Origin of the sequence: Yoonia sp. 72, assembly GCF_034652275.1 — a bacterium.
Taxonomy (GTDB): Bacteria; Pseudomonadota; Alphaproteobacteria; order Rhodobacterales; family Rhodobacteraceae; genus Yoonia.
Window position 1 is genome coordinate 1,644,954 of sequence record NZ_JAXIWG010000001.1, and the last position, 23,741, is coordinate 1,668,694.

The following is a 23,741-nucleotide window of genomic DNA, read 5'->3' on the forward strand; positions in this document are numbered from 1 at the left end:
TGCGCCAGTGGTAACAGGGAGAATTCCATGACACTCAAAACTCTACTCAAGGCCAGCAGCGCCATTGTCCTGCTGTCCGCCATCGCCGCGAACGCGCAGGCGACGCACCCCGAAACAGGCGAGGCGCTGGCCGAGGTGCAAAGCTTTACCTACCGCGTGCTGGATGAACATTCTTCCGTCGATCCGCAGGTGGTCGAGGATGTGACCGGCTCCGAAATCGTGCGCGACCTGTTCGAAGGTCTGATGAATCAGGATGCCGCAGGCGAACTGGTCCCAGGTGTGGCCACAGGGTTCGAGGTGTCCGAGGACGGGCTGACCTATACGTTCACGCTGCGCGACAATGCCCGCTGGTCCAACGGTGACCCCGTTGTCGCAAGCGATTTCGTCTTTGCTTGGAAGCGTGCGGTCGATCCTGAACTGGCGTCCGAATACGCATGGTTCATGGAACTGATGTCGATCGAGAATGCCGCCGCCATCATCGCGGGCGAGATGGACAAGGAAGACCTGGGCGTCACCGCCCCTGACGACCAGACCTTCGTCGTGACCCTGTCGCAGCCCCTGCCCTATTTCGCGCAGATGACCACGCATGCCACCACCTTCCCCGTGCATCCGGCGACCGTGGAGGAATTCGGGGACAGATGGACACGCCCTGAAAACATCGTGTCCAACGGGGCCTATGTGCTGCGCGAACACGTCCCGCAGGAACGTCTGGTGCGCGTGCGCAACGAAATGTACTGGGACAACGAGAACACGATCATTGACGAGGTGACCGCCTTGGTCATCAACGACGTCAATCAGGGCCTGACCCGCTATCTGGCAGGCGAGCTTGACCGCACCGAAGTGCCACCGGGCCAGTTCCAGCGGCTGTCCGCCGAATACCCCGATCAGGCGATCAGCATTCCGCGCCTGTGTTCGTATTACTACAACTTCAACCTTTCCGAAGGCGGGCCAGAGGCGTTGCAGGATGTCCGTGTGCGTCAGGCGATGAACCTTGCCGTGAACCGCGACGTGATCGTGAATAACGTGCTGGGTGCGGGCCAGACGGCGGCCTACAACTTTACCCCCGTGCGCACTGCGGGTTTCACCCTGCCCGATCTGCCGATTGCCAATATGACGCAGGAAGAACGCAACGCGATGGCGGTCGAACTGATGACCGAAGCCGGTTACGGCATTGGTGGTCAGCCGCTGAGCATCGAACTGCTATACAACACGGACGAGGCGCACCGGAACATCGCCGTCGCCCTTGGCCAGATGTGGCAGCAGACGCTGGGGATCCAGACGACGCTGGCCAATCAGGAATGGCAGACGTTCCTCCAGACACGCGGCAACCAGAACTATGAAATGGCCCGCGGCGCATGGTGCGGCGACTATAACGAGGCGTCCACCTTCCTTGATCTGGTCACCACCAATTCGGGCTATAACGATGCGGCCTATTCCAACGCCGAGGTCGATCAGCTGATGGCTGACGCCAAAACCGCCGAAGACCCGCAGCCGAACTATACCCGCGTGGAAGAGATCATCGCCGAAGAGGTGCCGATCATCCCGATCTATCACTATGCCGATGGCTATATGTTCAACCCCGAACTGCGGGGCTGGCCAGTCGATAACGTCGAGCAGAATTGGTACAGCCGCGAGCTATACTTCGTCGCAGGCGAATAACCGCTGTTGACCTTACAGACCTGCGCCCTGTGACGGGGCGCAGGTATTCTCTTTTCCGACCGCAAGGATCGTCATGTTCAATTTCGTGCTCAAGCGCATCCTGATCGCCGTGCCGACGATCCTGATCCTGATCGTCTTGTCCTTCATGCTGATGTTCGCGGCCCCCGGCGGGCCGTTCAACAGCGAACGCCCGCTGCCGCCGCAGGTGCTGGCCAATCTCGAGGCGCGCTACGGGCTGGACCAGCCTTACTGGAAGCAGATGTATGACTACGTCGTCAACGTGGTCACGCGGTTCGATTTCGGCCCGTCGTTCCAATACCGCGACCGGACGGTGACCGATGTCATCATGCAAGGCTTTCCGGTCACGCTGACCTACGGGTTCTGGTCCTTTTTCGTGGCGGTGATCGTCGGCGTGTCGCTGGGTGTGGTCGCTGCGATCCGGCACAACACATGGCTTGATTACTTTGCCGTCGGCGTGACGGTCGGTGCGCAGGTGCTGCCGAACTTCGTCATGGCACCGATCCTTGTGCTGGTCTTTACGCTCTGGCTGGGCTGGCTGCCGGGGGGCGGCTGGCAAGGCGGGCAGTGGCAATACCTGATCCTGCCCGTGATCGCGCTGTCGACCAGCTACATGGCGTCGATTGCGCGGATCACGCGGTCCTCCATGCTGGAGGTGCTGAACGCCGGTTTCATCCGCACCGCCCGCGCCAAGGGCCTGCCGACATGGCGGATCATTCTGGGCCATGCGCTGAAGCCCGCGATGCTGCCGGTGCTGTCCTATCTGGGGCCTGCCTTTGTGCTGATGATCACGGGGTCGGTCGTGATCGACGTCTATTTCTCGACCGGCGGGATCGGCCAGTTTTTCGTCAATTCGGCCTTCAGCCGCGATTATGCGGTCATCATGGGGATCACCATTCTGGTGGGCGTGCTGACCATCCTGTTCAACCTTGTGGTCGACGTGCTTTACGCATGGATCGACCCCAAGATCCGCTACTGAGGGGCGCGCGATGTATCCCGACAAGACAACCGCCGACACATTGGTCGGTGCCGCCCATCTGGCCGAGGTACAGGGCCGGTCGCTCTGGAAAGATGCGCGCCAGCGGTTCATGCGCAACAAGGCCGCTGTCGCGGGGATGATCGCGTTGATCCTTGTCACGCTTTTTGCCTTCTTCGGCGGATTTCTGGCGCAGTGGAGCGCGCAGGAAATCAACTGGGCGATGATGGGCAATGTCGCGCAGGCCGGCGGGCCAAGCATCGCCAACGGCCATTATTTCGGTGTCGATGAACTGGGGCGCGATCTTTATGCGCGCACGGTGCAGGGCACACGCATTTCGCTGCTGGTCGGTTTCGTCGGAGCGGCCATCGCGGTGATCGTCGGCACGCTTTATGGGGCGATTGCGGGCTATTTCGGCGGGCGCACCGACGGGATCATGATGCGGATCGTGGATATCCTGATGGCGATCCCCTTCATGTTCGTGCTGATCCTGATGCTAGTGATCTTTGGCCGGTCGATCCTGATGCTGTTCATCGGGATCGGGCTGATTTCATGGCTGGATATGTCGCGCATCGCGCGGGGCCAGACGCTGACGCTGAAAAACAAGGAATTCGTCGAAGCCGCCGTCGCCATCGGTGTGCGCCCGATGACGATCATCCTGCGCCATATCGTGCCGAACCTGCTGGGGCTGGTCATCGTCTATGCCACCCTTCTGGTGCCGACCATGATCATCACCGAAAGCTTCATCAGCTTTCTGGGCCTTGGCGTGCAGGAACCCGCGACATCGCTGGGCGCACTGATTTCGGCGGGCGCAGGACAGATGCAATACGGCGTGATCTGGCAACTGGCATTCCCGCTGTTTTTCTTCATCGTGACGCTTTTCGCGTTCTTCTTCGTGGGCGACGGGCTGCGCGACGCGCTCGACCCCAAGGACCGCTGACATGACCCTGCTGCAAACCAAAGACCTGACCGTCACCTTCCAGACGGCCGATGGCCCCGTAAACGCCGTCAATGGCGTGAATTTCAGTATCGACAAAGGCGAAACGCTGGCCATCGTCGGCGAAAGCGGGTCGGGCAAAAGCCAGACCGCCTTTGCCATCATGGGCCTGCTGGCGCGCAACGGCCGCGCCTCCGGGCAGGCTTTGTTTGACGGGCAGGACCTGCTGGCGATGCCGCAAAAGGCGCTTAACAAGATCCGCGCCAATGATGTCGCGATGATCTTTCAGGACCCGATGACATCGCTGAACCCCTATATCCGCATTTCCGACCAGATGGCCGAGGTGCTGACGCTGCACAAAGGGATCAGCAAACGCGACGCCATCACGCAATCGGTGCGGATGCTGGATGCGGTCGGCATTCCCGATGCCAAAGCGCGGATCAGCAGTTTCCCGCATGAATTTTCCGGCGGTATGCGCCAGCGGATCATGATCGCGATGGCGCTGCTCTGCGAACCGCGCCTGTTGATCGCGGATGAACCGACCACAGCACTTGACGTGACGGTGCAGGCGCAGATCATGCGGGTGCTGGCCGATATCCGGCGTGATTTCGGCACGGCGATCATTCTGATCACCCATGATCTGGGGATCGTGGCCGATGCCTGCGACCGGACACTGGTGCTTTATGGCGGGCAAATCATGGAAGACGGGCCGACGGATGATGTCTTTGCGCGCCCGTCGCATCCCTATACCGCCGGATTGCTGCGCGCCGTGCCGCGCCTTGACCGCGACGACGACGAATTGCTGACCATCGCGGGCGATCCGCCCGACATGTCGCGCCTGCCTGCGGGCTGCCCGTTCTCGCCGCGCTGTGCTGCCGTGATGCCGCATTGCCCGACCGTGAAACCAAGGCTGGAAAGCTTCGACGGCACCCGCCGCCGCGCCTGCCATCTGCAAATCGACGAGGTCGCATGATGGAACCGATCCTATCCGTTCAAGACCTGAGCGTCACCTTCGATATCCACCCGCAAGGGGCTTGGCCCTGGACCAAGCCGCAGAAACTGCATGCCGTGAACGGGATCAGTTTTGATTTGGCCCCCGGTCAATGCCTTGGTGTCGTCGGCGAAAGCGGGTCGGGCAAATCGACGCTTGCGCGCGCCATTGTCGGCACGGTGCCGTCAAGCCACGGACGCATCATGTTCGAAGGCCAGGATCTGGCGTCCATGTCCCCATCGGCGCGTCGCGTGCATCGCAAGGATGTGCAGATGATCTTTCAGGACCCGCTGGCCGCGCTCAACCCACGTATGACCGTGGGTGATATCATCGCCGAACCGCTGATCACGCATGAACCCAAAGTCCCCCGCGCCGAAGTCCGCAAACGCGTGCAGGCGCTGATGGAACGTGTGGGCTTGCTGCCCAATCTGGTGAACCGCTATCCGCATGAATTTTCGGGTGGCCAGTGCCAGCGGATCGGGATCGCGCGGGCGCTGATCCTGAAACCCAAGCTTCTGATCTGCGATGAACCTGTCTCGGCGCTCGATGTGTCAGTGCAGGCGCAGGTGGTCAACCTGCTCCGCGAATTGCAACGCGACATGGGGCTGTCGATGATCTTTATCGCCCATGACCTGAGCGTGGTGAAACATGTCTCTGACAAGGTGATGGTCATGTATCTGGGCCGCACGATGGAAATGGCCGCCAGCAAACCGCTGACCACCGGACCGCGCCATCCTTACAGTCAGGCGTTGATCGCCTCTGTCCCGATCCCCGATCCGGTGCTGGAACGCGCGCGCAAACGGCCCGTGCTGGAAGGCGAATTGCCCTCGCCCCTGCGCCCGCCCTCGGGCTGCGTGTTCCGCACGCGCTGCCCCAAGGCGCAAGCCATCTGCGCCGAGATCCGCCCGCCGATGACCGATGCCGAGAACGACCATTTCGTTGCCTGTCACTTTGAAGAAAGACAGGAAATGCTGGTTTTCGCGCGGTAATTCCGGTCTGATACCGCTACGGCGCTAGCGCGCACCCTTGCCTTGGGGCCTTGGTGACACGGAATGAAACGGATGGAGAACGTGACCCGCAGAGGCTTGGTTGCCGGTGGTGCAGCCAGTCTGGTGTTGGCGGCAGCGGTCGCGCCCCGCCCGTTGCGTGCCGACGTCCGGCGCGAGATTGTCGTGATCGGCGCAGGTTTGGCAGGTCTGGCGGCAGCCCGCGACCTGCAAAACGCAGGCCATAGTGTGCGGGTGATCGAGGCGCGCGACCGCATCGGCGGGCGGGTCTGGACAGAGCGGCAATGGCAGGGTCTGCCCATGGATATGGGGGCCAGCTGGATTCACGGCACAGCGGGCAATCCTTTGACCAGCTTGGCGCAGGCCGCAGGGGCGCGGACGGTTGCCACCAGCTATGACGCCGCGATCCTTTTGGGGCCTGATGGCGCACCCATCACCCCCGATCTTCGCGCTGCCGCGCGGATTTTATCCGCAGCCTTGGCTCAGTCCGAGGCGCGCGAGACAGACCAATCCGTGCAAGACGCACTTGCATCCTACGACGGCTGGCGCAGTGCGACCCCCGCGCTGCGCCGCTTGGTGCACTATCTGGTCAACAGTACGCTGGAGCAGGAATTCGCAGGCTCCGCGCGGCATATGTCGGCTTGGTATGGTCAGGAAGCCGATGGCTTTGACGGCCCTGACGTGCTGTTCGCGCAAGGATTCGACCAGATCACCGGCTATCTGGCGCGGGGGGTCGATGTGCAGCTCTCCAGCCCCGTCAGCGCGATTGCCCCCGGTCATGTCGATCTTGCCGATGGCAGGCGGATCGTGGCGGATGCGGTGCTTTGCACCCTGCCCTTGGGGGTCTTGCAGGCGGGAAGCGTCCGGTTTGCGCAACCCTTGGCCACGGCTCGCGCAGGCGCGATAGACCGGCTTGGCATGGGGGTGCTGAACAAATGCTGGTTGCGCTTTGACCGCGTGGTCTGGCCCGCGGATGTCGACTGGATCGGCTGGCTGGGCGACGTGCCGGGGGCTTGGGGTGAATGGGTGTCTCTGGCGCGCGCACTGGGCGCACCCGTCTTGTTGGGCTTTCACGCCGGAGACGCGGCTTTGGACCTATCCGCGCGAACGGACACCGACACCATCGCCCACGCGCATGACGCATTGCGCGCGATGTTCGGCACCGCCTTTCCCGCGCCGCGCGCGGCCCTCGTCACCCGCTGGGACCGCGACCCGTTTTCGTTTGGCAGTTACAGCTACCACGCCGTCGGCAGCAGCCCCGCAGACAGACGCACCTTGGCAGGCGCGGATTGGGACGGCCGGTTATGGTTCGCAGGCGAAGCGGCATCAATGCGCCACTACGGTACCGCACATGGGGCCCTGATGTCAGGGCGCGACATTGCCGAACAGATGCGCGCTACCCTTTAGGCGCGTCAGATCGACACCCGTTGCAGGATCGCGTCCCGCGTGACGGCGCTGGCGGGTTGCGACAGCACCACCTCGCCCCGGTTCAGCACGCAGAACTGGTCAGCGAGGCTGTAGGCAAAGTCGAAATACTGTTCGACCAGCACGATGGCGATCTCGCCTTCGTCGCGGAGCAGCTCGATCACCTTGCCGATCTGCTTGATGATGTTGGGCTGGATGCCTTCGGTCGGTTCGTCCAGCAACAGGACCTTTGGCCGCGCGATCAGCGCGCGCGCGATGGCGAGTTGCTGTTGCTGGCCGCCCGACAGATCACCCCCGCGCCGGTCGCGCATCTGGTGCAAGACGGGGAACAGATCATAGATCCGGTCGGGGATCTTGTGGTCGCTGCGCGGCAGGCAGGCAAAGCCGGTTTGCAGGTTTTCCGTCACCGTCAACAGCGGAAACACTTCGCGCCCTTGGGGGACATAGGCGATGCCCGCCTGTGCGGCCTGTGCCGCGCGCGGGTGGTGCAGCACCTGCCCGTCCAGCGTGATGGAGCCGCCTAATAGGGGTGTCGTCCCGCGATCGCGCGCAGCAGGCTCGTTTTGCCCACGCCATTGGTGCCCATCACGGCGGTGACCGCACCCGCCCGCGCGTCCAGCGACACGCCCCAGAGGATCTGCGAGGCACCATAATGCAGCGTCAGGTTTTCGACTTTCAGCATGGTTCAGCGCCCCAGATAGACATCAATCACCTGCTGGTTCTTGGTCACGTGATCTAATGATCCTTCGGCCAGCACCGACCCTTCGTGCAACACGGTCACACGGCAATCCAATCGGCGGATGAATTCCATGTCATGTTCGATCACGACCACCGCCCGCGTCTGTGCCGCACGTTTCAAAAGGTCAGTGGTGTGTTCGCGTTCTGCAGGGGTCATGCCCGCGGCGGGTTCATCGACCAGCAAAAGCCGCGGGTCCTGCGCCAGCAGCATCCCGATTTCGAGCCATTGTTTCTGCCCGTGGCTCAGATCGCCTGCGCGGTGGTCAAGGCGGTCGGCCAGCCCGACCTCCTCGGCCAGTTCGACGATCCGGGCTTTGTCGGCGGCTGTCGCTTTCCATGACAGGACCGCAAAGGGGCCGCGCTTGTTTTTCAGCGCCATCGACAGGTTGGCACGGACGGTCTGATCCTCGAACACGGTGGGTTTCTGGAACTTGCGCCCGATCCCGGCCTTGGCGATCTGGCTTTCGGACAGTTTGACCAGATCGGTGGACAGCTCGCCCCACAGCACGCGGCCCGTATCGGGCCGCGTCTTGCCGGTGACGATATCCATGAATGTCGTCTTGCCTGCGCCATTCGGCCCGATCACGGCACGCAATTCAGGCTCACCAATGGCAATCGACAGGTTGTTGATCGCGCGGAACCCGTCGAAAGTGACCGAAACGCCCGAGACTTCCAGCAGGGTCATGGTTTCTTCCTCACCAGATAGTCGAACAGCCCGCCGATGCCTTTGGGAAAGAACAGCGTGACGGCGACGAACCCGAGGCCCAAGAGCACCAGCCACCAATCTGTCCAGATGATGCGGATCGGTCCGAGATTGATGTTCGGCGCGCCGCCGCCCGTCAGCCAACTGGACAAGAGCGACACGAAAGCCGCACCGATGACCGCGCCATAAAGCCGCCCGCGTCCACCAATCGCGACCCAGACCGCCAGATAGATCGAGGCGATGGGCGCGATTTCGGCGGGATTGATGATGCCCGCCTGCGGATAGTAGAGCGCGCCTGCGATGCCTGCCACAACGGCGGTGATGGTGAAAACAAAGAGCTTGTAGCTTTCGACGTTGTAGCCAAGAAAGCGCACCCGCGCCTCGTTATCGCGGATCGCGCGGATGACGGACCCGAACTTGCCCGACACCACCCAAGCGAACAGCAGATAGCCAAGGCCCAGCGCCAGCGCCGATGCCCAGAAGAACCAGACAGAGATCACCGCCTGCGGCACATCCAGCGCACCGGGGATGTTCTGCAACCCCGACAGACCGTTGTTACCGCGCAGGCCCGTGTCGTTCTGAAACAGGTAGAGCGACAGCGCCAGCGTCATCGCCTGTGTGAGGATCGACAGGTAAACCCCCGTCACGCGGCTGCGGAACGCGAGCCAGCCAAACACCAGCGCCAGCAACCCCGGCACCAGCACGACCAGCGCCAGTTGCGCGGGCAGCGATCCGGCGAATGTCCAGATCAGCGGTAACTCGGAACTGCCGACAACGCCGAAAATCTGCGACGCCACGCCTTCGGCCACCTCGCGTTCGGTGGGCGGGATCGTGCCGCGGCCAAGGCTGTCGCGGATCACGATTTCAGTGCGGGCATACATCAGCCACATGCCAATGGCGTAACCACCCAGCCCGAAGAAGGCGAAATGCCCAAGGCTCAGGATACCGCAATAACCCCAGACCACATCCATCGCGATGGCGATCAGGCACAGGCACAGGGTCATGCCGAGGATTTTCACAAGGTTGGTCGAGATCACGCCCGCGCCCATGCCTTCGGACAGGACCGTGACGATCACGGTGAACAGACCGAGCAGCCCCATGAACCACAGGACCGACGGGTTATCGCGCAGAAAGCTGCGGTTTGGCGTGGCGGCTTGTGATGCGGCAGCGGTGTCCATGGTCATCGGATCAATCCCCCGCCGCGCGACCCTTGAGGGCGACGATGCCCTTGGGCCGGAACTGGATGAACAGGATGATGAACAGCACCATATAGGTCTGCGCGGCCAGCGTATTGGCAGGGTTGAACCATTCGATCCCCTTTTGCAGCGACCCGATCAGCGCGGCCCCCGCCAGCGTGCCGAACACCGACCCCACGCCGCCCACGACCACGGTCATGAAGCTTTGCACGATGTAATTGGCCCCCATCTCGGACGTGACTTGGGCCACCAGCCCGATGGCGACACCCGCCACACCGGCGATGCCCGAGCCAAGGCCAAAGGTCAGCATGTTGATCCGGTCCGGGTTGATGCCCATGCTCGCCGCCATGCCGGGGTTCTGGGTGACGGCGCGCACCTCCAGCCCCAGCCGCGTGCGGTTCAGAATGTAAAGAAGCAGCAGCAGGAACATGCCCGCCATCACAAAAATCCCGACGCGCACGGCGGCGACCGACACCAGATCGTTGACCTGTATCGCACCAGCCAGCCAATCGGGGGCCGTCAGCGGGCGGGCCTGTGTGCCAAAGATGTTCTTGGCCAGTTGTTGCAAGGCAATCGAAATCCCGAAAGTCGCCAGCAGCGTCTCCAGAGGCCGCGTGTACAGATGCCGGATCACCAGCCGTTCCATCACCACACCGGCAAGGAACGTCACCGCAAAGGCCAAGGGCAGCGCCACGGCCAGCGAGGCGGTGTAATTGGGAATGATCGTTTGCACGACATAGCCGGTGTAGGCCCCCATCATGATGAATTCGCCATGCGCCATGTTGATGACCCGCATCACGCCAAAGGTGATGGCAAGCCCGATGGCGGCAAGGAAAAAGATCGAGCCAAGCGACAGTGCATCGAAACTCAGGCTCAGGAACTGGAACAGCGCGACCTTGGTCGTCGTGGCCGCCCGCGCATCGGCGGCGGCGGTGGTCACGGCAGCGTCGGGTTCCAGATAGGCGTCGAAGAATACGTATTGCGCGACAGTCCCGGCCATGTCCGCCTCGGTCACCAAAGGCGGCACGGTACCCGCATCCTCCAACGCCTGATAGGCGATGATCCGGCTTGCGTCATTGTCGAGCTGATGGACAGGCACACCGCCCACAGCCCCATCGACGACATTGGCGCGGAGCGCGTCACGGATCGCATTGCGCCCCGGTGCGGCAGGGGCAAGACCCGCAGAGACCAGCGCGTCATAGGCAGCGGCCAGAGGCATATCCTCGCCCGGGGTCTTGATGCGGGCAAGGTTGATATCCTCTGGCAGGGATTCTGCAAAATCCGTGCGGGTCTGCAAAAGCTGGTTCAGCACCGACCGCGCAGGCGTGCTCACGTCACCGCGCAGCGCGGTGATCGCCTCGACACGCAAAGTGCTGTCTTGCGCGAACCTTGCATTCAGCAGGGCGATCAGCCGGTCCATGCGGGCGGCGATGGCCGGGTCGTCCTCTTCGGCGCGGGCGGCTTCGATGGCGGTGATCTGATCGGGGTCAGGGCTGCGCGCAGCAGCATCAAGGGCCGCGATGCGGCGGTCGGGGTCAGGGTGGGACAGCTCGAACGCCACAAGCGCCGCGCCGATTTCACGGCGCACACCGGCATTGGGGCGGATCTGGTTGACGTCACGCGTGCCGACCTCGCCCGCCTCTGCGCCAGAGTCGATGTCGATCAGGGTCAACGCTCCACCCGCAGGTTGCGCATAAAAGAATAGCCCGTCAGCGGGGCGTTCATACACCTCGCGGTCCGACCACGCGCGCATGAAATCCACGGTGCCGGGGGCGTCTGCGGCCAGCAAGGCGCGCAACACGACCGGCACTGTGGCGCGCGACGGGTTGGCGACCTCGGCCTGCACGGTCTGCAACACATCCTGCAATGGCGTCTCTGACTGGTCTTGTCCGAACGCGGGACCAAGGATCAGCGGCCAGATCAAGGCTAGGGCGCAAAGCTGTCGCAGCATCAGGCAGGCTTTCTTGTGGGGAAAAGTCAGGGTGGGGGATGCGGGACCGAGGCCCCGTATCCCGCAATGCTTAGTAGTTCGACGTCAGCTGGACACAGGTGTCCGTGGCTGTGTCGAACATGCCGCAACCGAGTTCCTTCCAGTCGCTGGTCCAGGTGGCGCTTTCGGCAAGGAAAGGCGACCACGCCTCGCCGGGGACTTCCGGTGTCTGGCTGATGATGTCAAATTGACCATCGGCGCGGATTTCACCGATCAGGACAGGCTTGGACAGGTGGTGGTTGGTGTTCATCACCGCCATGCCGCCGGTCAGGTTCGGGAATTCCTGCCCCCACATCGCTTCGCGCACGGCGTCCACATCGGTGGTGCCGGCCGCTTCGACCGCATTCACCCACATGTTGAAGCCGATGTAATGCGCTTCCATCGGGTCGTTGGTCACGCGGTCGGTGCTGCCGATGAACTCATGCCAGGCCGTGATGAAGGCTTCGTTTTCAGGCGTGTCGGCGGACATGAAATAGTTCCAAGCTGCCAGATGGCCGACCAGACGGGATGTATCGAGACCCGACAACTCCTCTTCCCCGACCGAGAAGGCGACAACGGGGATATCATCGGCGCTGACGCCTTGGGCGGCCAGTTCGGTGTAAAAGCCCACGTTCGCATCACCGTTGATCGTCGAGATCACGCCGACCTGCTTGCCACCGGCACCCAGACCCACAACGTCAGAAACGATCGTGGACCAGTCAGCGTGACCGAAGGGGGTGTAGTTGACGAAGATATCCTCTGGCGCGATGCCTTTCGACAAAAGGTATGATTCCAGAATGGCGTTCGTCGTGCGCGGATAGACGTAGTCGGTGCCGAGCAGTGCAAAGCTTTCGACGCCCAATTCGTCGATGAAGTAATCGACGGCGGGAATGGCTTGCTGGTTTGGCGCGGCCCCCGTGTAGAACACGTTGCGCGAGCTTTCCTGCCCTTCATATTGCACCGGATAGAAGAACAGACCGTTCAGTTCTTCCAGCACTGGCAGCAGCGCCTTGCGGCTGACCGATGTCCATGCGCCGAAGATCACGTCGACCTCGTCCACGGTCAGCAACTGGCGGGTCAGTTCAGCGAACAAGGGCCAGTCGGAGGCAGGGTCCACGACCACGGCTTCCAGTTCGCAGCCCAGCACACCGCCTTTGGCGTTCTGTTCGGCGACCAGCATCTGCATCACGTCGCGCAGCGTGGTTTCGGAAATCGCCATGCTGCCCGAAAGCGAGTGCAGCACACCCACCTTGATCGGGCATGCGGCCTGTGCGTGGGCCGCGGTGGACAGCGCGGTAACGGCAACTGCGGATAATAAAGTGTTTTTAATCATGAAGAGGGCTCCAGCGTTTGTGCTCTGGCCCGCAGGAAGGGTCGTGTTGATAATTGGTCCATTCAAACCATATCCTCGGTCAGCAGCAGTGATGTTGCGCATGTCCGGCATCGGGTCTGGGAGGATCGTGTTGCCGGACATGCTTTGTAAACGTTAAGTAACGCCAACATTCTCTGGCACCTGCGCGCGTGCAATCGCGGCCTGCCTTAGCGGCAGTCGCGCGATGCATCTGCCGCTTTATCAACCGTCAATTGCGGCACCTGCACAATTATTGGGCTGCTCTGGTGCTGCATCGCAGCATTCATCCCATCCACCGCCCGAGTCGGAACGTTGACCCTGTGCCAGCGAAGGACTAGGCCTGACGCAACCAGTGAAAGGGCTTCTGCCATGCCGGTATTCGAACGCTATCTGTCCATCTGGGTTGCGCTGGCGATCATTGCGGGGCTGGGTCTGGGCCAGATTGCGCCTGAAATGGTCCGTTTCCTTGCATCGCTTGAATACGGATCGGTCAATTTCGTGGTCGCGGTGCTGATCTGGGCGATGGTCTATCCGATGATGGTGGCGGTCGATTTCGCGTCGCTCGCGCGGGTGCATGAACGGCCCAAGGGCATGATTATCACGCTGGCGGTGAACTGGCTCATCAAGCCTTTCACGATGGCCCTGCTGGGGGTCGTGTTTTTCGACTATGTGTTTGCGCCCTTCATCGAACCCGGCACATCAGGCCAGTACATCGCGGGGCTGATCCTGCTGGGGGCGGCGCCTTGCACGGCAATGGTGTTCGTCTGGTCGCAACTGACCAAGGGCGATCCGAACTATACGCTGGCCCAAGTGTCGCTGAACGACGCGATCATGGTCTTTGCCTATGCGCCCATCGTGGCGCTGCTGCTGGGGGTGACGGATATCACCGTGCCATGGGAAACGCTGGTGCTGTCAGTCGTCCTTTACGTCGTGATCCCGCTGACTGCGGGTATCCTGACGCGGGTCTGGCTGACGCGCGGGCGCGGTGACGCGGCCAGTATCGTCGCGGGCTTCACCGCAAAGGTGAAACCCTTTTCGATCATCGGCCTATTGGCGACGGTCGTGCTGCTGTTCGGGTTTCAGGGCGAGGTGATCCTGTCCCAGCCTTTCATCATTCTGCTGATCGCGGTGCCTTTGCTGATCCAGTCCTATGGCATGTTCGCACTGGCCTATTGGGCGGCCAAGGCGTGGCGGGTGCCGCATAATGTGGCGGCCCCTTGCGCGTTGATCGGCACGTCGAATTTCTTTGAACTGGCGGTTGCGGTGGCCATCGGGCTGTTCGGGCTGAATTCCATCGCCGCCCTTGTCACCGTCGTCGGTGTGCTGGTCGAAGTGCCGGTGATGCTGACCCTTGTCTGGTTCGCCAACCGCACGCGGCACTGGTTTCCTGCCTAGCGCGGTGCGCCACCGATAGCGGCTGTCAAACGCGCCGCGGCCTCGGTCACGGCCTGCGCCAGCGGGGCGATCTTGTCGTCGGTGATACGGCTGGTGGGGCCGGACACGGACAGACCCGCCACCGCATCGCCCGACACATCATGGACGGTCGCGGCGATGCAGCGCATGCCCAGATTGCGTTCCTCGCCATCAAAAGCATAGCCGCGCGCGCGGGCGGCATGCAGATCGGCGATCATCGCGTCAGGCGTGGTCAGCGTATGCGGCGTGAATTGCTCCAACTTGCCCGCCGCCAGAACCCGCCGCTGGCGAGCGTCGTCCATATGCGCAAGCAGCGCCTTGCCGATGCCCGAGGCATGCATCGCCGAAACCGTGCCGGGCGGAAAGAACGCGCGGATCGTGGCATGCGTTTCCACCTGCCCCAGAAACAGCACCTTGCCGTCGCGTTCGATGCCAAGATTGGCGGTCTCTCCGGTCGCCTCCATCAGGTCGCGCATGATGGGCCGCGCACGTTCGACCAAGGACGTGCGCCGCAGGAATTGCGATCCGGTCAGGAATGCCGCCGCCCCGATAGACCAGACCTGCGCCTGCCGGTCGAAATCGACGAAACCGCGCCCCTGAAACGTTGTCAGCACGCGATAGACGGTTGCGGGCGACTGGCGCAGGTGGCTTGCGATTTCGGACAGGGTGCTGCCCTGCATCTCGCCCAGCGCGACCAATACCTCGAGCGCGCGGTCCAGCGATTTGACCGTGTTCTGGGCTGCCTTGTCGTCCCACGCCTTGGGGCGACCACGGGTTTTGCGGGTGTCATGCTGCAAGTGCGAAACTTTCTGAAATCTATTTTCACCATATGAAAAACGTAACCACATGGCAACGCTTGTTTTTCTACGGAACAGGCGACCAGGCAGCCGTTTTTCAAAAAAATTGAGCCGCAGCGCAGGCTCTGCGACAACACTGGCAACCCTAATGGAGGATAGGCGATGAGTTTCCAGAATCCGGTCTTTATCCCCGGCCCGACGAACATCCCCGAGGTGATCCGCAAAGCGTGCGACATGCCGACGATCGACCACCGGTCGCCCTTGTTCGGCCAGATCCTGCACCCTGCCCGCGCCAATGTGCAAAAGGTGCTGAAATCGGACAGTGCTGATGTGTTCATCTTTCCGTCCACCGGCACCGGCGGCTGGGAAACCGCGATCACCAACACGCTGTCCGCCGGTGACACCGTGCTGGCCGCGCGCAACGGCATGTTCAGCCACCGCTGGATCGACATGTGCCAGCGCCACGGGCTGGACGTGCAGATCGTGGAAACACCGTGGGGCCACGGCCTGCCTGCCGACCGCTACGCCGAAGCGCTGGCGGCTGACAAAGCCCACAAGATCAAGGCGGTGCTCGCCACGCATAACGAAACCGCCACGGGCGTGAAATCCGACATTGCCGCCGTGCGTGCCGCGCTGGATGCCGCGGATCACCCCGCGCTGTTGTTCGTCGATGGGGTCAGTTCCATCGGGTCGATGGATTTCCGTTTTGACGACTGGGGCGTCGATATCGCCGTGACCGGATCGCAAAAGGGGTTCATGCTGCCTGCGGGTCTGGCGATCCTTGGGTTCAGCGCCAAGGCGCGGGCGGCGACGAAAACGGCCGGGCTGCCGCGCACCTTTTTCGACGTGAACGATATGGCGAAAGGCTATGACAACAGCGCCTTTCCCTATACGCCGCCTGTGGGGTTGATGAACGGCTTGCTCTTGGCCTCCGACATGCTGCTGCGCGAAGGGTTGGAGAACGTCTTCGCCCGCCACACCCGTATCGCCAGCGGCATCCGTGCGGCGGTGCATGCTTGGGGGCTGGAATTGTGCGCCGCAAGCCCGGACCTTTATTCCGACACCGTCAGCGCGATCAAGACGCCTGCAGGCTTTAACGCGACCCAGATCGTGAACCATGCGGCCAGCGCCTATGGCGTGGCCTTTGGGACCGGCTTGGGCGAGGTTGCGGGCAAGGTGTTCCGCATCGGCCATCTGGGCAGCATGACAGATGTCATGGCCCTGTCCGGCATTGCCACGGCGGAAATGTGCATGGTCGATCTGGGGCTGGATATCAAACTCGGGTCCGGCGTGGCAGCGGCGCAGGAGCATTACCGACGCACAACCGGACAGGCATTGAAGGACGCAGCGTGATGAAAGACCTCGACATGTATATCCCGACCTATGACGACGTGATCGCCGCCCACGACCGGATCAAACCCTATATCCATCGCACGCCGGTCCTGACGTCCAGCTATCTGGACGATTTGATCGGCGCGCAACTGTTCTTCAAATGCGAGAACTTTCAAAAAGCGGGTGCTTTCAAGGTGCGCGGGGCGTCGAACGCCGTATTCGGCCTGTCGGATGCGGAAGCCGCCAAAGGTGTGTGCACCCATTCGTCCGGCAACCACGCGCTGTCGCTGTCCTATGCGGCGGGACGCAGGGGTATTCCCTGCAACGTCGTTATGCCGCGCACCGCACCTGACGCGAAAAAGGCCGCCGTGCGCGGCTATGGCGGGATCATCACGGAATGCGAACCCTCGACCACATCGCGCGAGGAGGTTTTCGCGCAGGTGCAGGCCCGCACGGGTGGCGATTTCGTGCATCCCTATAACGACCCCCGGGTGATCGCGGGCCAAGGCACCTGCAGCCGCGAATTCATGGAACAGACGGACGGTCTGGACATGATGGTCGCGCCCATCGGCGGGGGCGGCATGATTTCCGGCACCTGCCTGACCCTGTCGCATATCGCACCCGAGGTGCAGATCATCGCATCCGAGCCGGAACAGGCCGATGACGCCTATCGCAGTTTCAAGGCGGGCCATATCATCGCCGATGACGCGCCGGTGACGATAGCCGATGGGCTGAAAGTGCCGCTGAAAGACCTGACATGGCATTTCGTCAGCAACCATGTGACCGATATTTTCACCGCGTCAGAGGTGGAAATCATCGCTGCAATGAAACTGACATGGGAACGCATGAAGATCGTGATGGAGCCAAGCTGCGCCGTGCCACTGGCCACGATCATCAAGAACCGCGAATTTTTCAAAGGCAAGCGTGTCGGTGTCATCATCACCGGCGGCAATGTCGATCTTGATAAACTGCCTTGGATGTAAGGCATAGGGAGGACAAAATGAACGATATGAGCAACCTGAAGAACCTCGAGGTCGGCTACGACATCCCCGCCCTGCCGGGCATGGACGAGGCCGATATCCAGACCCCCTGTCTGGTGCTGGATTTGGACGCGCTGGAACGCAACATCAAGAAAATGGGCGATTTTGCCAAATCCCACGGCATGCGCCACCGCGTGCATGGCAAGATGCACAAATCCGTCGATGTGGCCTTGTTGCAGGAAAAACTGGGCGGGTCGGTCGGTGTTTGCTGCCAGAAAGTGAGCGAGGCCGAGGTCTTCGCCCGTGGCGGCATCAAGGACGTGCTGGTCAGCAATCAGGTCCGCCATCCGGCCAAGATCGACCGTCTGGCGCGTATCCCCAAGCTCGGCGCGCGGGCGATCTGCTGTGTCGATGACATCGCCAATGTCGCCGACCTGTCGGCGGCGGCGGTCAAGCACGGCACCCAGATCGAATGTCTGGTCGAAATCGACGTGGGTGCCGGCCGTTGCGGGGTGCAATATGGCGCGCCGGTGGTGGAACTCGCCAAGGCGATCAACGCCGCACCGGGGCTGAAATATGCAGGCATTCAGGCCTATCAGGGGGCGATGCAGCATCTGGACTCTTACGCTGAACGGCAGGCAAAGACGCAGATCGCCATCGACCAAGTGCGCGAAACGCTGGACCTGCTAAAGGCCGAAGGGATCGAGAGCGATATCGTCGGCGGTGGCGGCACCGGGTCCTATTATTTCGAAAGCGCGTCAGGCGTGTTCAACGAATTGCAGTGCGGGTCCTATGCCTTCATGGATGCCGATTATGGCCGCATCCTCGACAAGGACGGCAAGCGGATCGACAAGGGCGAATGGGAAAACGCGCTGTTCATCCTGACATCCGTGATGAGCCACGCCAAGGCAGACAAGGCCATCGTCGATGCGGGACTGAAAGTGCAGTCGGTCGATAGCGGCCTGCCGCTGATCTATGGCCGCGATGATGTGACTTACGTCAAATGTTCGGACGAGCACGGCGTTGTCGCGGACCCCCATGGCGTGCTGAAGGTCAATGACCGGCTGAAACTGGTCCCCGGCCATTGCGACCCGACCTGCAATGTCCACGACTGGTATGTCGGTGTGCGCGGCGGCAAGGTCGAAGTGGTCTGGCCGGTCTCTGCGCGGGGGAAGGCCTACTGACGTAGGCCGCCTCCCGGCGGGGAGTATTTTTGGAAAAAAGAAGTTGGGGGCGTCATGATCATTGTGCCGGAACGCGAGATTGCGGGGCTGTTGGGGCGCGCGGATGCTTATACGGCGGTCGAGGCGGTTTTTGCCGCGATGGCAAAGGGGGAGGCGCGCAATTTCCCCGTGATCCGCGAGGCGATCGGCCATGCCGATGCGCTTTACGGGTTCAAATCGGGGTTTGACCGCGCGGGGCTGGCGCTGGGGTTGAAATCGGGCGGCTATTGGCCCGGCAATGCGGCCAAGGGGCTGACCAACCACCAGTCCAGCGTGTTCCTGTTTGATGCCGATACGGGCAAATGCCGTGCTGTCGTGGGCGGCAATCTGTTGACAGCCCTGCGCACGGCGGCGGCGGCGGCGGTGTCGATCAGCCATCTGGCGCGGGCGGATGCGCGGGTGCTGGGGATCGTGGGCGCAGGCCATCAGTCGGTGTTCCAGCTGCGCGCGGCATTGGAGCAGCGCGATTTCGCGCGCGTTGTGGCGTGGAACCGCGATCCCGCGAAACTGGGGCGGCTGGCGGATGTGGCGGCGGAGCATGGGTTGCCGTTTGCGGCGGTCAGCATTGCGGAACTCGGGGCGGCGGCGGATGTGATCATCACCATCGTCTCGGCCCATGAACCTTTGCTGATGGATGCCCATATCCGGCCCGGCACGCATATCGCCTGTATGGGAACCGACACCAAAGGCAAGCAGGAGATCGACCCCGCGATCTTTGCCCGCGCGACCGTCTTCACCGACGAGGTCGCCCAATCCACCAGCATCGGCGAAGCGCAGCATGCGGTGACGGCGGGGATCATTTCTGCGGACCGGATCACGCCTTTGGGGGCGGTGATCAATGGCACCCATCCAGGGCGGACCAGCGCAGACGAGATCACGGTTTTCGACGGCACAGGCGTCGGCTTGCAGGATCTGGCGGTCGCCTCTGCCGTGGTGGATCTGGCAGTGGCCAAGGGCGTGGCGACCATCGTCGATTTCTAGGGAATGATCCGGTAAGGCACGGCAAAGTGGTGTTCTTCCAGATTGGCCCCTGCGCCGATCCGGTCGATCACCGCGAACAGCCCCGGCCCCGCAAGCGGTGTCAGCACGCCATGCCATGTGCCACGGTGGAAATTGATCCCTTCGCCCGGTGCGGTGACAAAGGCCTGCGGCACCAGATCGTCGCCCGCGACGACGACGAGGAACCCGTCCATGCTCATCGGGATGAAGGCCTGCGACCCCAAAGGGTGCCGTTCGATCAGGTCGAGCTGATAGGGCAAGGCGCGCAGTTCGGACCGGAACAGGCTGATTCCCACCCGCCCGTCGCCTACATCCACCTGCGCGCGGTCGTGAAACCGCCCGCAAAGCCCCGCGTTGATGATCCGGTCAGGCGCGCCGTCGCAATTCAGCACATCGCCAAACGGCGCAAAGGCGGCGGCGGTCAGCGGCTGGATACGGATATCCGTCATCGTGGCAGCAGCGCACGCAGGCGGTGCAGCGCGATCCGTTCGACCTGACGGCAAGCCTCGGCCAGTTCGGAGGCGCGGTCGTTCTGCAACCGCGCGGCAAAGGCCGCCATGATCCCCGCCTTGTGATGGTCACGCACGGCGATGATGAAGGGAAAGCCAAACCTTTCCAGATAGGCCGCGTTCTGCGCCTGAAACGCCGCGCGTTCGTCGTCGGTCAGCGCGTCCAGACCGGCGCTCGCCTGTTCTGCCGTGCTGTCGGGCGTCAGGCGTTTGGCGGCGGCGAGCTTGCCCGCAAGATCGGGATGCGCGTTCAGCACGCCCAGCCGCGCATCATCCCCTGCCGATCGGAACACACGGCAAAGCGCGTTGTGCAAGCCAAGGGCCGTGTCATGCGCAGGCCCCAGTTCCAGCCCATGTGCGCCTGCGGCGATCCATGGCGAATGTTCGAAGATACCACCGTAAGCGGCGACAAAGCCATCACGGTCCATCTGCGACGGACGGGTAAACCGCTGATGCGGATGCTGCGCCGCCCAATGATCCGCGATCTCTGCGCGGGTGGCGAACCAGACGCCTTCGTGGGCCTGTGCGTATTCGATAAACTGGCGCAATGCCTCGGCCCGCCCCGGTCTGCCGATCAGGCGGCAATGCAACCCGATGGACATCATCCGCCCGCCTTCGCGGTAGAGCGTGTCGAAACTGGCCTTAAGGTAATCGAGAAACTGCGCACCCGCGTTGAACCCCTGCGGCGTGGCAAAGCGCATGTCGTTTGCATCTAGCGTGTAAGGCACGATCAACTGGTCATGCCGCCCGATTTCCACAAAGTAGGGCAGATCATCGGCATAGCTGTCAGCGACATAGGCGAATTGCCCGGTCTCGGCGGCAAGGCGCACAGTGTTGACCGAACAGCGCCCAGTATACCAGCCGCGCGGCGGGGTGCCAGTCACCTCGGCGTGCAGGCGGATCGCCTCCAGCAAATCGGCGCGTTCGATATCCTCAGGAGCGTCCTTGTAGTCGATCCATTTCAGCCCGTGGCTCGCGATTTCCCAACCAGCATCCTGCATCGCGGCGACCTGTTCGGGGGCGCGTGCCAGCGCCGTCGCCACGCCGTAAACCGTGACCGGCAGGTCCGCCAGCATCCGGTGCATGCGCCAGAACCCCGCGCGTGCACCGTATTCATAGATGCTTTCCATGTTCCAGTGCCGCTGGCCGGGCCAGGCAGCGGCACCAACGATTTCGGACAGGAACGCTTCGGACGCGGCATCGCCGTGCAGGATGTTGTTCTCGCCGCCTTCCTCGTAATTGAGCACGATCTGCACGGCGATGCGCGCGCCACCGGGCCAGTTGGCGGCGGGCGGTTCGGCACCATGGCCGGTCATGTCGCGGGGATAGCGTTGCACCTGTGGTCTCCTGCGGATCATCCACAGGCTTTGTGCCGGAGCTTTGGGCAGTTTTGCAAGCCCGCATCGCCGCAACGCCCGCCCCGCGATTTTCCGCTGGCGCGCGACCTTGCAAGACGACAAGATCGGGTGCTGACGCGAAGAAGGAACCAAACGATGTACGATGTGGCGATCTTGTGGGAATGGCTGGCCTTTGCCGTGCGCTGGCTGCATGTCATCACGGCCATCGCATGGATCGGATCGTCGTTCTATTTCATCGCACTCGATCTGGGTCTGAACCGCAATATACAAGGCCCCGCCGACGGCGAGGAATGGCAGGTCCACGGCGGCGGCTTCTATCATATCCAGAAATATCTGGTGGCCCCCGAGGCGATGCCCGACCACCTGACCTGGTTCAAATGGGAAAGCTATGCGACATGGCTGTCAGGGGCCGCCCTTCTGGCCGTGGTCTATTGGGTCGGGGCAGAGCTTTACCTGATCGATCCTGCCAAGGCGGATCTGGCGATCTGGCAAGGCATCCTGATTTCCGCCGCCTCGCTGGGCATCGGCTGGGTGATCTATGACCAATTGTGCAAATCCCCCTTGGGCGACAAGCCCACAGTGCTGATGCTGCTGCTGTTTGCGCTGCTGGTGGTGATGTCCTGGGGCTATAACCAGATCTTCACAGGCCGCGCCGCGCTGCTGCATCTGGGGGCCTTCACGGCGACGATCATGACGGCCAATGTCTTCTTCATCATCATGCCCAACCAGCGGATCGTGGTGGCCGATCTCAAGGCCGGGCGCAAACCCGACCCGAAATACGGCAAGATCGCGAAATTGCGCTCCACCCACAACAACTACCTGACGCTGCCCGTGATCTTCCTGATGCTGTCAAACCATTATCCGCTGGCCTTTGGCACGCAATACGCCTGGATCATCGCCGCACTGGTGTTCCTGATGGGCGTCACCATCCGGCATTATTTCAATTCCATGCATGCGCGCAAAGGCAAGCCCACATGGACATGGGCGGTCACCGTTATCATCTTCATCATGATCGCATGGTTGTCGACCTTCCCCGGCCACGACACCTATGACGAGGCCGAGGCGCGCGCGCTGACGCCGTCAGAGCAGCGCTTCGCCAGTGCCGCAGGCTTCGAGGAGGCGCATGACATCGTGATCGGGCGCTGTTCGATGTGCCATGCGCGCGAACCGGTCTGGGGCAATATGCACTGGGCGCCGAAAGGCGTGTTTCTGGAAACCGAAGCTGATATCGCCCACCACGCCCGCGCGATCTATCTGCAATCGGGGATCAGCCACGCGATGCCGCCTGCGAATATCACCCAATTGGCGGACGAAGACCGCGCCACGCTCGCCGCATGGTACCGCGCCGCAACAGACTGATCATCGTTCGAGTCCGTCAATTCGCGCTAAGCGCGATTTGACGTAAATCCGCGGGGGAGCCCGCAGGGCGGGGGCGGCAGCCCCCTACTTCGCTTGCGCCGCGTCACGAATGGCGCGGATATTGGCACCATAAGGGGCCGGATCGCTCACCGACCCACCACGAAACACCGCCGATCCGGCCACCAGCACATCCGCTCCGGCCGCCGCGACCAATGGCGCAGTCGTCGGATCAACGCCGCCATCGATCTCGATATGGATGGGTCGGTCGCCGATCATCGCGCGCAGCTGGCGGACCTTGTCCACCTGACTATGGATGAACTTCTGTCCGCCGAAACCGGGGTTCACCGTCATAACGCAGACCAGATCGACCATATCGAGCAGATATTCCACCGCAGCGGCGGGTGTGGCGGGGTTCAGGGCCACTCCGGCCTTGGCCCCGGCAGCGCGGATCGCCTGTATGGTCCGGTGGATATGCGGCCCCGCCTCGACATGGGCGGTGATGATATCGGCACCGGCCTTGGCGAAGGCCTCGATATAGGGGTCGACGGGGGCGATCATCAGATGCACGTCCATCACGCCCTTGATATGGGGGCGGATCGCGGCACAGGTCGCAGGGCCAAAGGTGATATTGGGCACAAAATGCCCGTCCATCACATCGACATGGACCCAATCGGCCCCCTGCGCCTCGATTGCGCGGCATTCGGCGCCGAAATTGGCGAAATCAGCCGACAGGATCGACGGCGCGATCTTGATGGAACGGTCGAAAGTCATCGGAAATCCCCCAATACAGTTCGTCTGCGG

At 62.3% G+C, this 23,741-nt stretch carries 20 protein-coding genes and 1 pseudogene; 12 read left to right on the top strand and 9 right to left on the bottom strand.

The window, feature by feature from the left end; genetic code table 11:
• Positions 1-27 precede the first annotated feature (27 nt).
• The 6 genes from VCK47_RS08185 to VCK47_RS08210 all read left to right on the top strand — a co-directional run bounded on the left by VCK47_RS08185 (position 28) and on the right by VCK47_RS08210 (position 6,995).
• Positions 28-1,659 (top strand): peptide ABC transporter substrate-binding protein, encoded by a 1,632-nt coding sequence (locus tag VCK47_RS08185; protein ID WP_322891915.1) that lies wholly within the window; start codon positions 28-30, stop codon positions 1,657-1,659.
• Between the two features lie 73 nt (positions 1,660-1,732).
• Positions 1,733-2,656, top strand: coding sequence for an oligopeptide ABC transporter permease OppB (gene oppB, locus VCK47_RS08190; RefSeq protein ID WP_322891916.1), 924 nt, complete (start codon positions 1,733-1,735; stop codon positions 2,654-2,656).
• Positions 2,657-2,666: 10 nt separating this feature from the next.
• Entirely contained in the window at positions 2,667-3,593 is a 927-nt protein-coding gene (locus VCK47_RS08195) for an ABC transporter permease subunit (RefSeq protein WP_322891917.1), read from the top strand.
• A 1-nt stretch (position 3,594) separates the two neighbouring features.
• Positions 3,595-4,563 carry an oligopeptide/dipeptide ABC transporter ATP-binding protein gene (locus tag VCK47_RS08200; protein ID WP_322891918.1) on the top strand — a complete coding sequence of 323 codons (969 nt, stop codon included), beginning with the start codon at positions 3,595-3,597 and terminating at the stop codon, positions 4,561-4,563.
• Positions 4,563-5,570, top strand: a complete 1,008-nt coding sequence (locus VCK47_RS08205; RefSeq protein ID WP_322892023.1) for an oligopeptide/dipeptide ABC transporter ATP-binding protein — start codon at positions 4,563-4,565, stop codon at positions 5,568-5,570. The genes VCK47_RS08200 and VCK47_RS08205 overlap by 1 nt, the downstream gene beginning before the upstream one ends.
• Before the next feature lie 72 nt (positions 5,571-5,642).
• On the top strand, positions 5,643-6,995 hold the full coding sequence (locus VCK47_RS08210; RefSeq protein ID WP_416236656.1) for a flavin monoamine oxidase family protein: 1,353 nt from the start codon (positions 5,643-5,645) through the stop codon (positions 6,993-6,995).
• A gap of 5 nt (positions 6,996-7,000) precedes the next feature.
• Here VCK47_RS08210 and urtE read toward each other — a convergent pair.
• From urtE to urtA, 5 genes and pseudogenes are all read right to left on the bottom strand, one after another.
• Positions 7,001-7,695 (bottom strand): annotated as a pseudogene (gene urtE, locus VCK47_RS08215) (urea ABC transporter ATP-binding subunit UrtE).
• Between the two features lie 3 nt (positions 7,696-7,698).
• Positions 7,699-8,436 (bottom strand): urea ABC transporter ATP-binding protein UrtD, encoded by a 738-nt coding sequence (gene urtD / locus VCK47_RS08220; protein ID WP_322891920.1) that lies wholly within the window; start codon positions 8,434-8,436, stop codon positions 7,699-7,701.
• The gene (urtC, locus tag VCK47_RS08225; RefSeq protein ID WP_322892024.1) at positions 8,433-9,632 is read right to left on the bottom strand and encodes an urea ABC transporter permease subunit UrtC; all 1,200 of its coding nucleotides are present in this window, start codon (positions 9,630-9,632) and stop codon (positions 8,433-8,435) included. The genes urtD and urtC overlap by 4 nt, the downstream gene beginning before the upstream one ends.
• A gap of 10 nt (positions 9,633-9,642) precedes the next feature.
• Positions 9,643-11,601 carry an urea ABC transporter permease subunit UrtB gene (urtB, locus tag VCK47_RS08230; protein WP_322891921.1) on the bottom strand — a complete coding sequence of 653 codons (1,959 nt, stop codon included), beginning with the start codon at positions 11,599-11,601 and terminating at the stop codon, positions 9,643-9,645.
• A gap of 70 nt (positions 11,602-11,671) precedes the next feature.
• On the bottom strand, positions 11,672-12,952 hold the full coding sequence (urtA, locus tag VCK47_RS08235; RefSeq protein WP_322891922.1) for an urea ABC transporter substrate-binding protein: 1,281 nt from the start codon (positions 12,950-12,952) through the stop codon (positions 11,672-11,674).
• 387 nt (positions 12,953-13,339) lie between these two features.
• On the opposite strand from urtA, the gene arsB reads away from it, so the two are divergent.
• Positions 13,340-14,365, top strand: coding sequence for an ACR3 family arsenite efflux transporter (gene arsB / locus VCK47_RS08240; protein ID WP_322891923.1), 1,026 nt, complete (start codon positions 13,340-13,342; stop codon positions 14,363-14,365).
• Here arsB and bhcR read toward each other — a convergent pair.
• A complete protein-coding gene (bhcR, locus tag VCK47_RS08245; protein WP_322891924.1) occupies positions 14,362-15,180 on the bottom strand; it encodes an HTH-type transcriptional regulator BhcR in 819 nt (272 codons plus the stop codon). The genes arsB and bhcR overlap by 4 nt on opposite strands.
• Before the next feature lie 162 nt (positions 15,181-15,342).
• Here bhcR and bhcA point away from each other — a divergent pair, with 162 nt between their 5' ends.
• The 4 genes from bhcA to bhcD are packed head-to-tail and all read left to right on the top strand — an operon-like array spanning position 15,343 to position 19,696.
• Positions 15,343-16,533 carry an L-aspartate--glyoxylate aminotransferase BhcA gene (gene bhcA / locus VCK47_RS08250; RefSeq protein WP_322891925.1) on the top strand — a complete coding sequence of 397 codons (1,191 nt, stop codon included), beginning with the start codon at positions 15,343-15,345 and terminating at the stop codon, positions 16,531-16,533.
• The gene (gene bhcB / locus VCK47_RS08255; protein ID WP_322891926.1) at positions 16,533-17,495 is read left to right on the top strand and encodes a beta-hydroxyaspartate dehydratase BhcB; all 963 of its coding nucleotides are present in this window, start codon (positions 16,533-16,535) and stop codon (positions 17,493-17,495) included. The genes bhcA and bhcB overlap by 1 nt, the downstream gene beginning before the upstream one ends.
• A 17-nt stretch (positions 17,496-17,512) precedes the next feature.
• Positions 17,513-18,676, top strand: a complete 1,164-nt coding sequence (gene bhcC / locus VCK47_RS08260) for a 3-hydroxy-D-aspartate aldolase BhcC (RefSeq protein ID WP_322891927.1) — start codon at positions 17,513-17,515, stop codon at positions 18,674-18,676.
• Positions 18,677-18,730: 54 nt separating this feature from the next.
• Positions 18,731-19,696, top strand: coding sequence for an iminosuccinate reductase BhcD (gene bhcD / locus VCK47_RS08265; RefSeq protein WP_322891928.1), 966 nt, complete (start codon positions 18,731-18,733; stop codon positions 19,694-19,696).
• On the opposite strand, the gene VCK47_RS08270 is transcribed toward bhcD, so the two are convergent.
• Together VCK47_RS08270 and puuE are read right to left on the bottom strand one after the other, a co-directional pair.
• The gene (locus VCK47_RS08270; protein WP_322891929.1) at positions 19,693-20,163 is read right to left on the bottom strand and encodes an ureidoglycolate lyase; all 471 of its coding nucleotides are present in this window, start codon (positions 20,161-20,163) and stop codon (positions 19,693-19,695) included. The genes bhcD and VCK47_RS08270 overlap by 4 nt on opposite strands.
• On the bottom strand, positions 20,160-21,581 hold the full coding sequence (puuE, locus tag VCK47_RS08275; RefSeq protein ID WP_416236657.1) for an allantoinase PuuE: 1,422 nt from the start codon (positions 21,579-21,581) through the stop codon (positions 20,160-20,162). Before puuE ends, VCK47_RS08270 begins: the two co-directional genes overlap by 4 nt.
• Before the next feature lie 135 nt (positions 21,582-21,716).
• Here puuE and VCK47_RS08280 point away from each other — a divergent pair, with 135 nt between their 5' ends.
• Positions 21,717-22,940, top strand: a complete 1,224-nt coding sequence (locus tag VCK47_RS08280) for a urate hydroxylase PuuD (RefSeq protein ID WP_322891930.1) — start codon at positions 21,717-21,719, stop codon at positions 22,938-22,940.
• A gap of 84 nt (positions 22,941-23,024) precedes the next feature.
• On the opposite strand, the gene rpe is transcribed toward VCK47_RS08280, so the two are convergent.
• Positions 23,025-23,711, bottom strand: a complete 687-nt coding sequence (gene rpe, locus VCK47_RS08285; protein WP_322891931.1) for a ribulose-phosphate 3-epimerase — start codon at positions 23,709-23,711, stop codon at positions 23,025-23,027.
• Between the last annotated feature and the right edge of the window lie 30 nt (positions 23,712-23,741).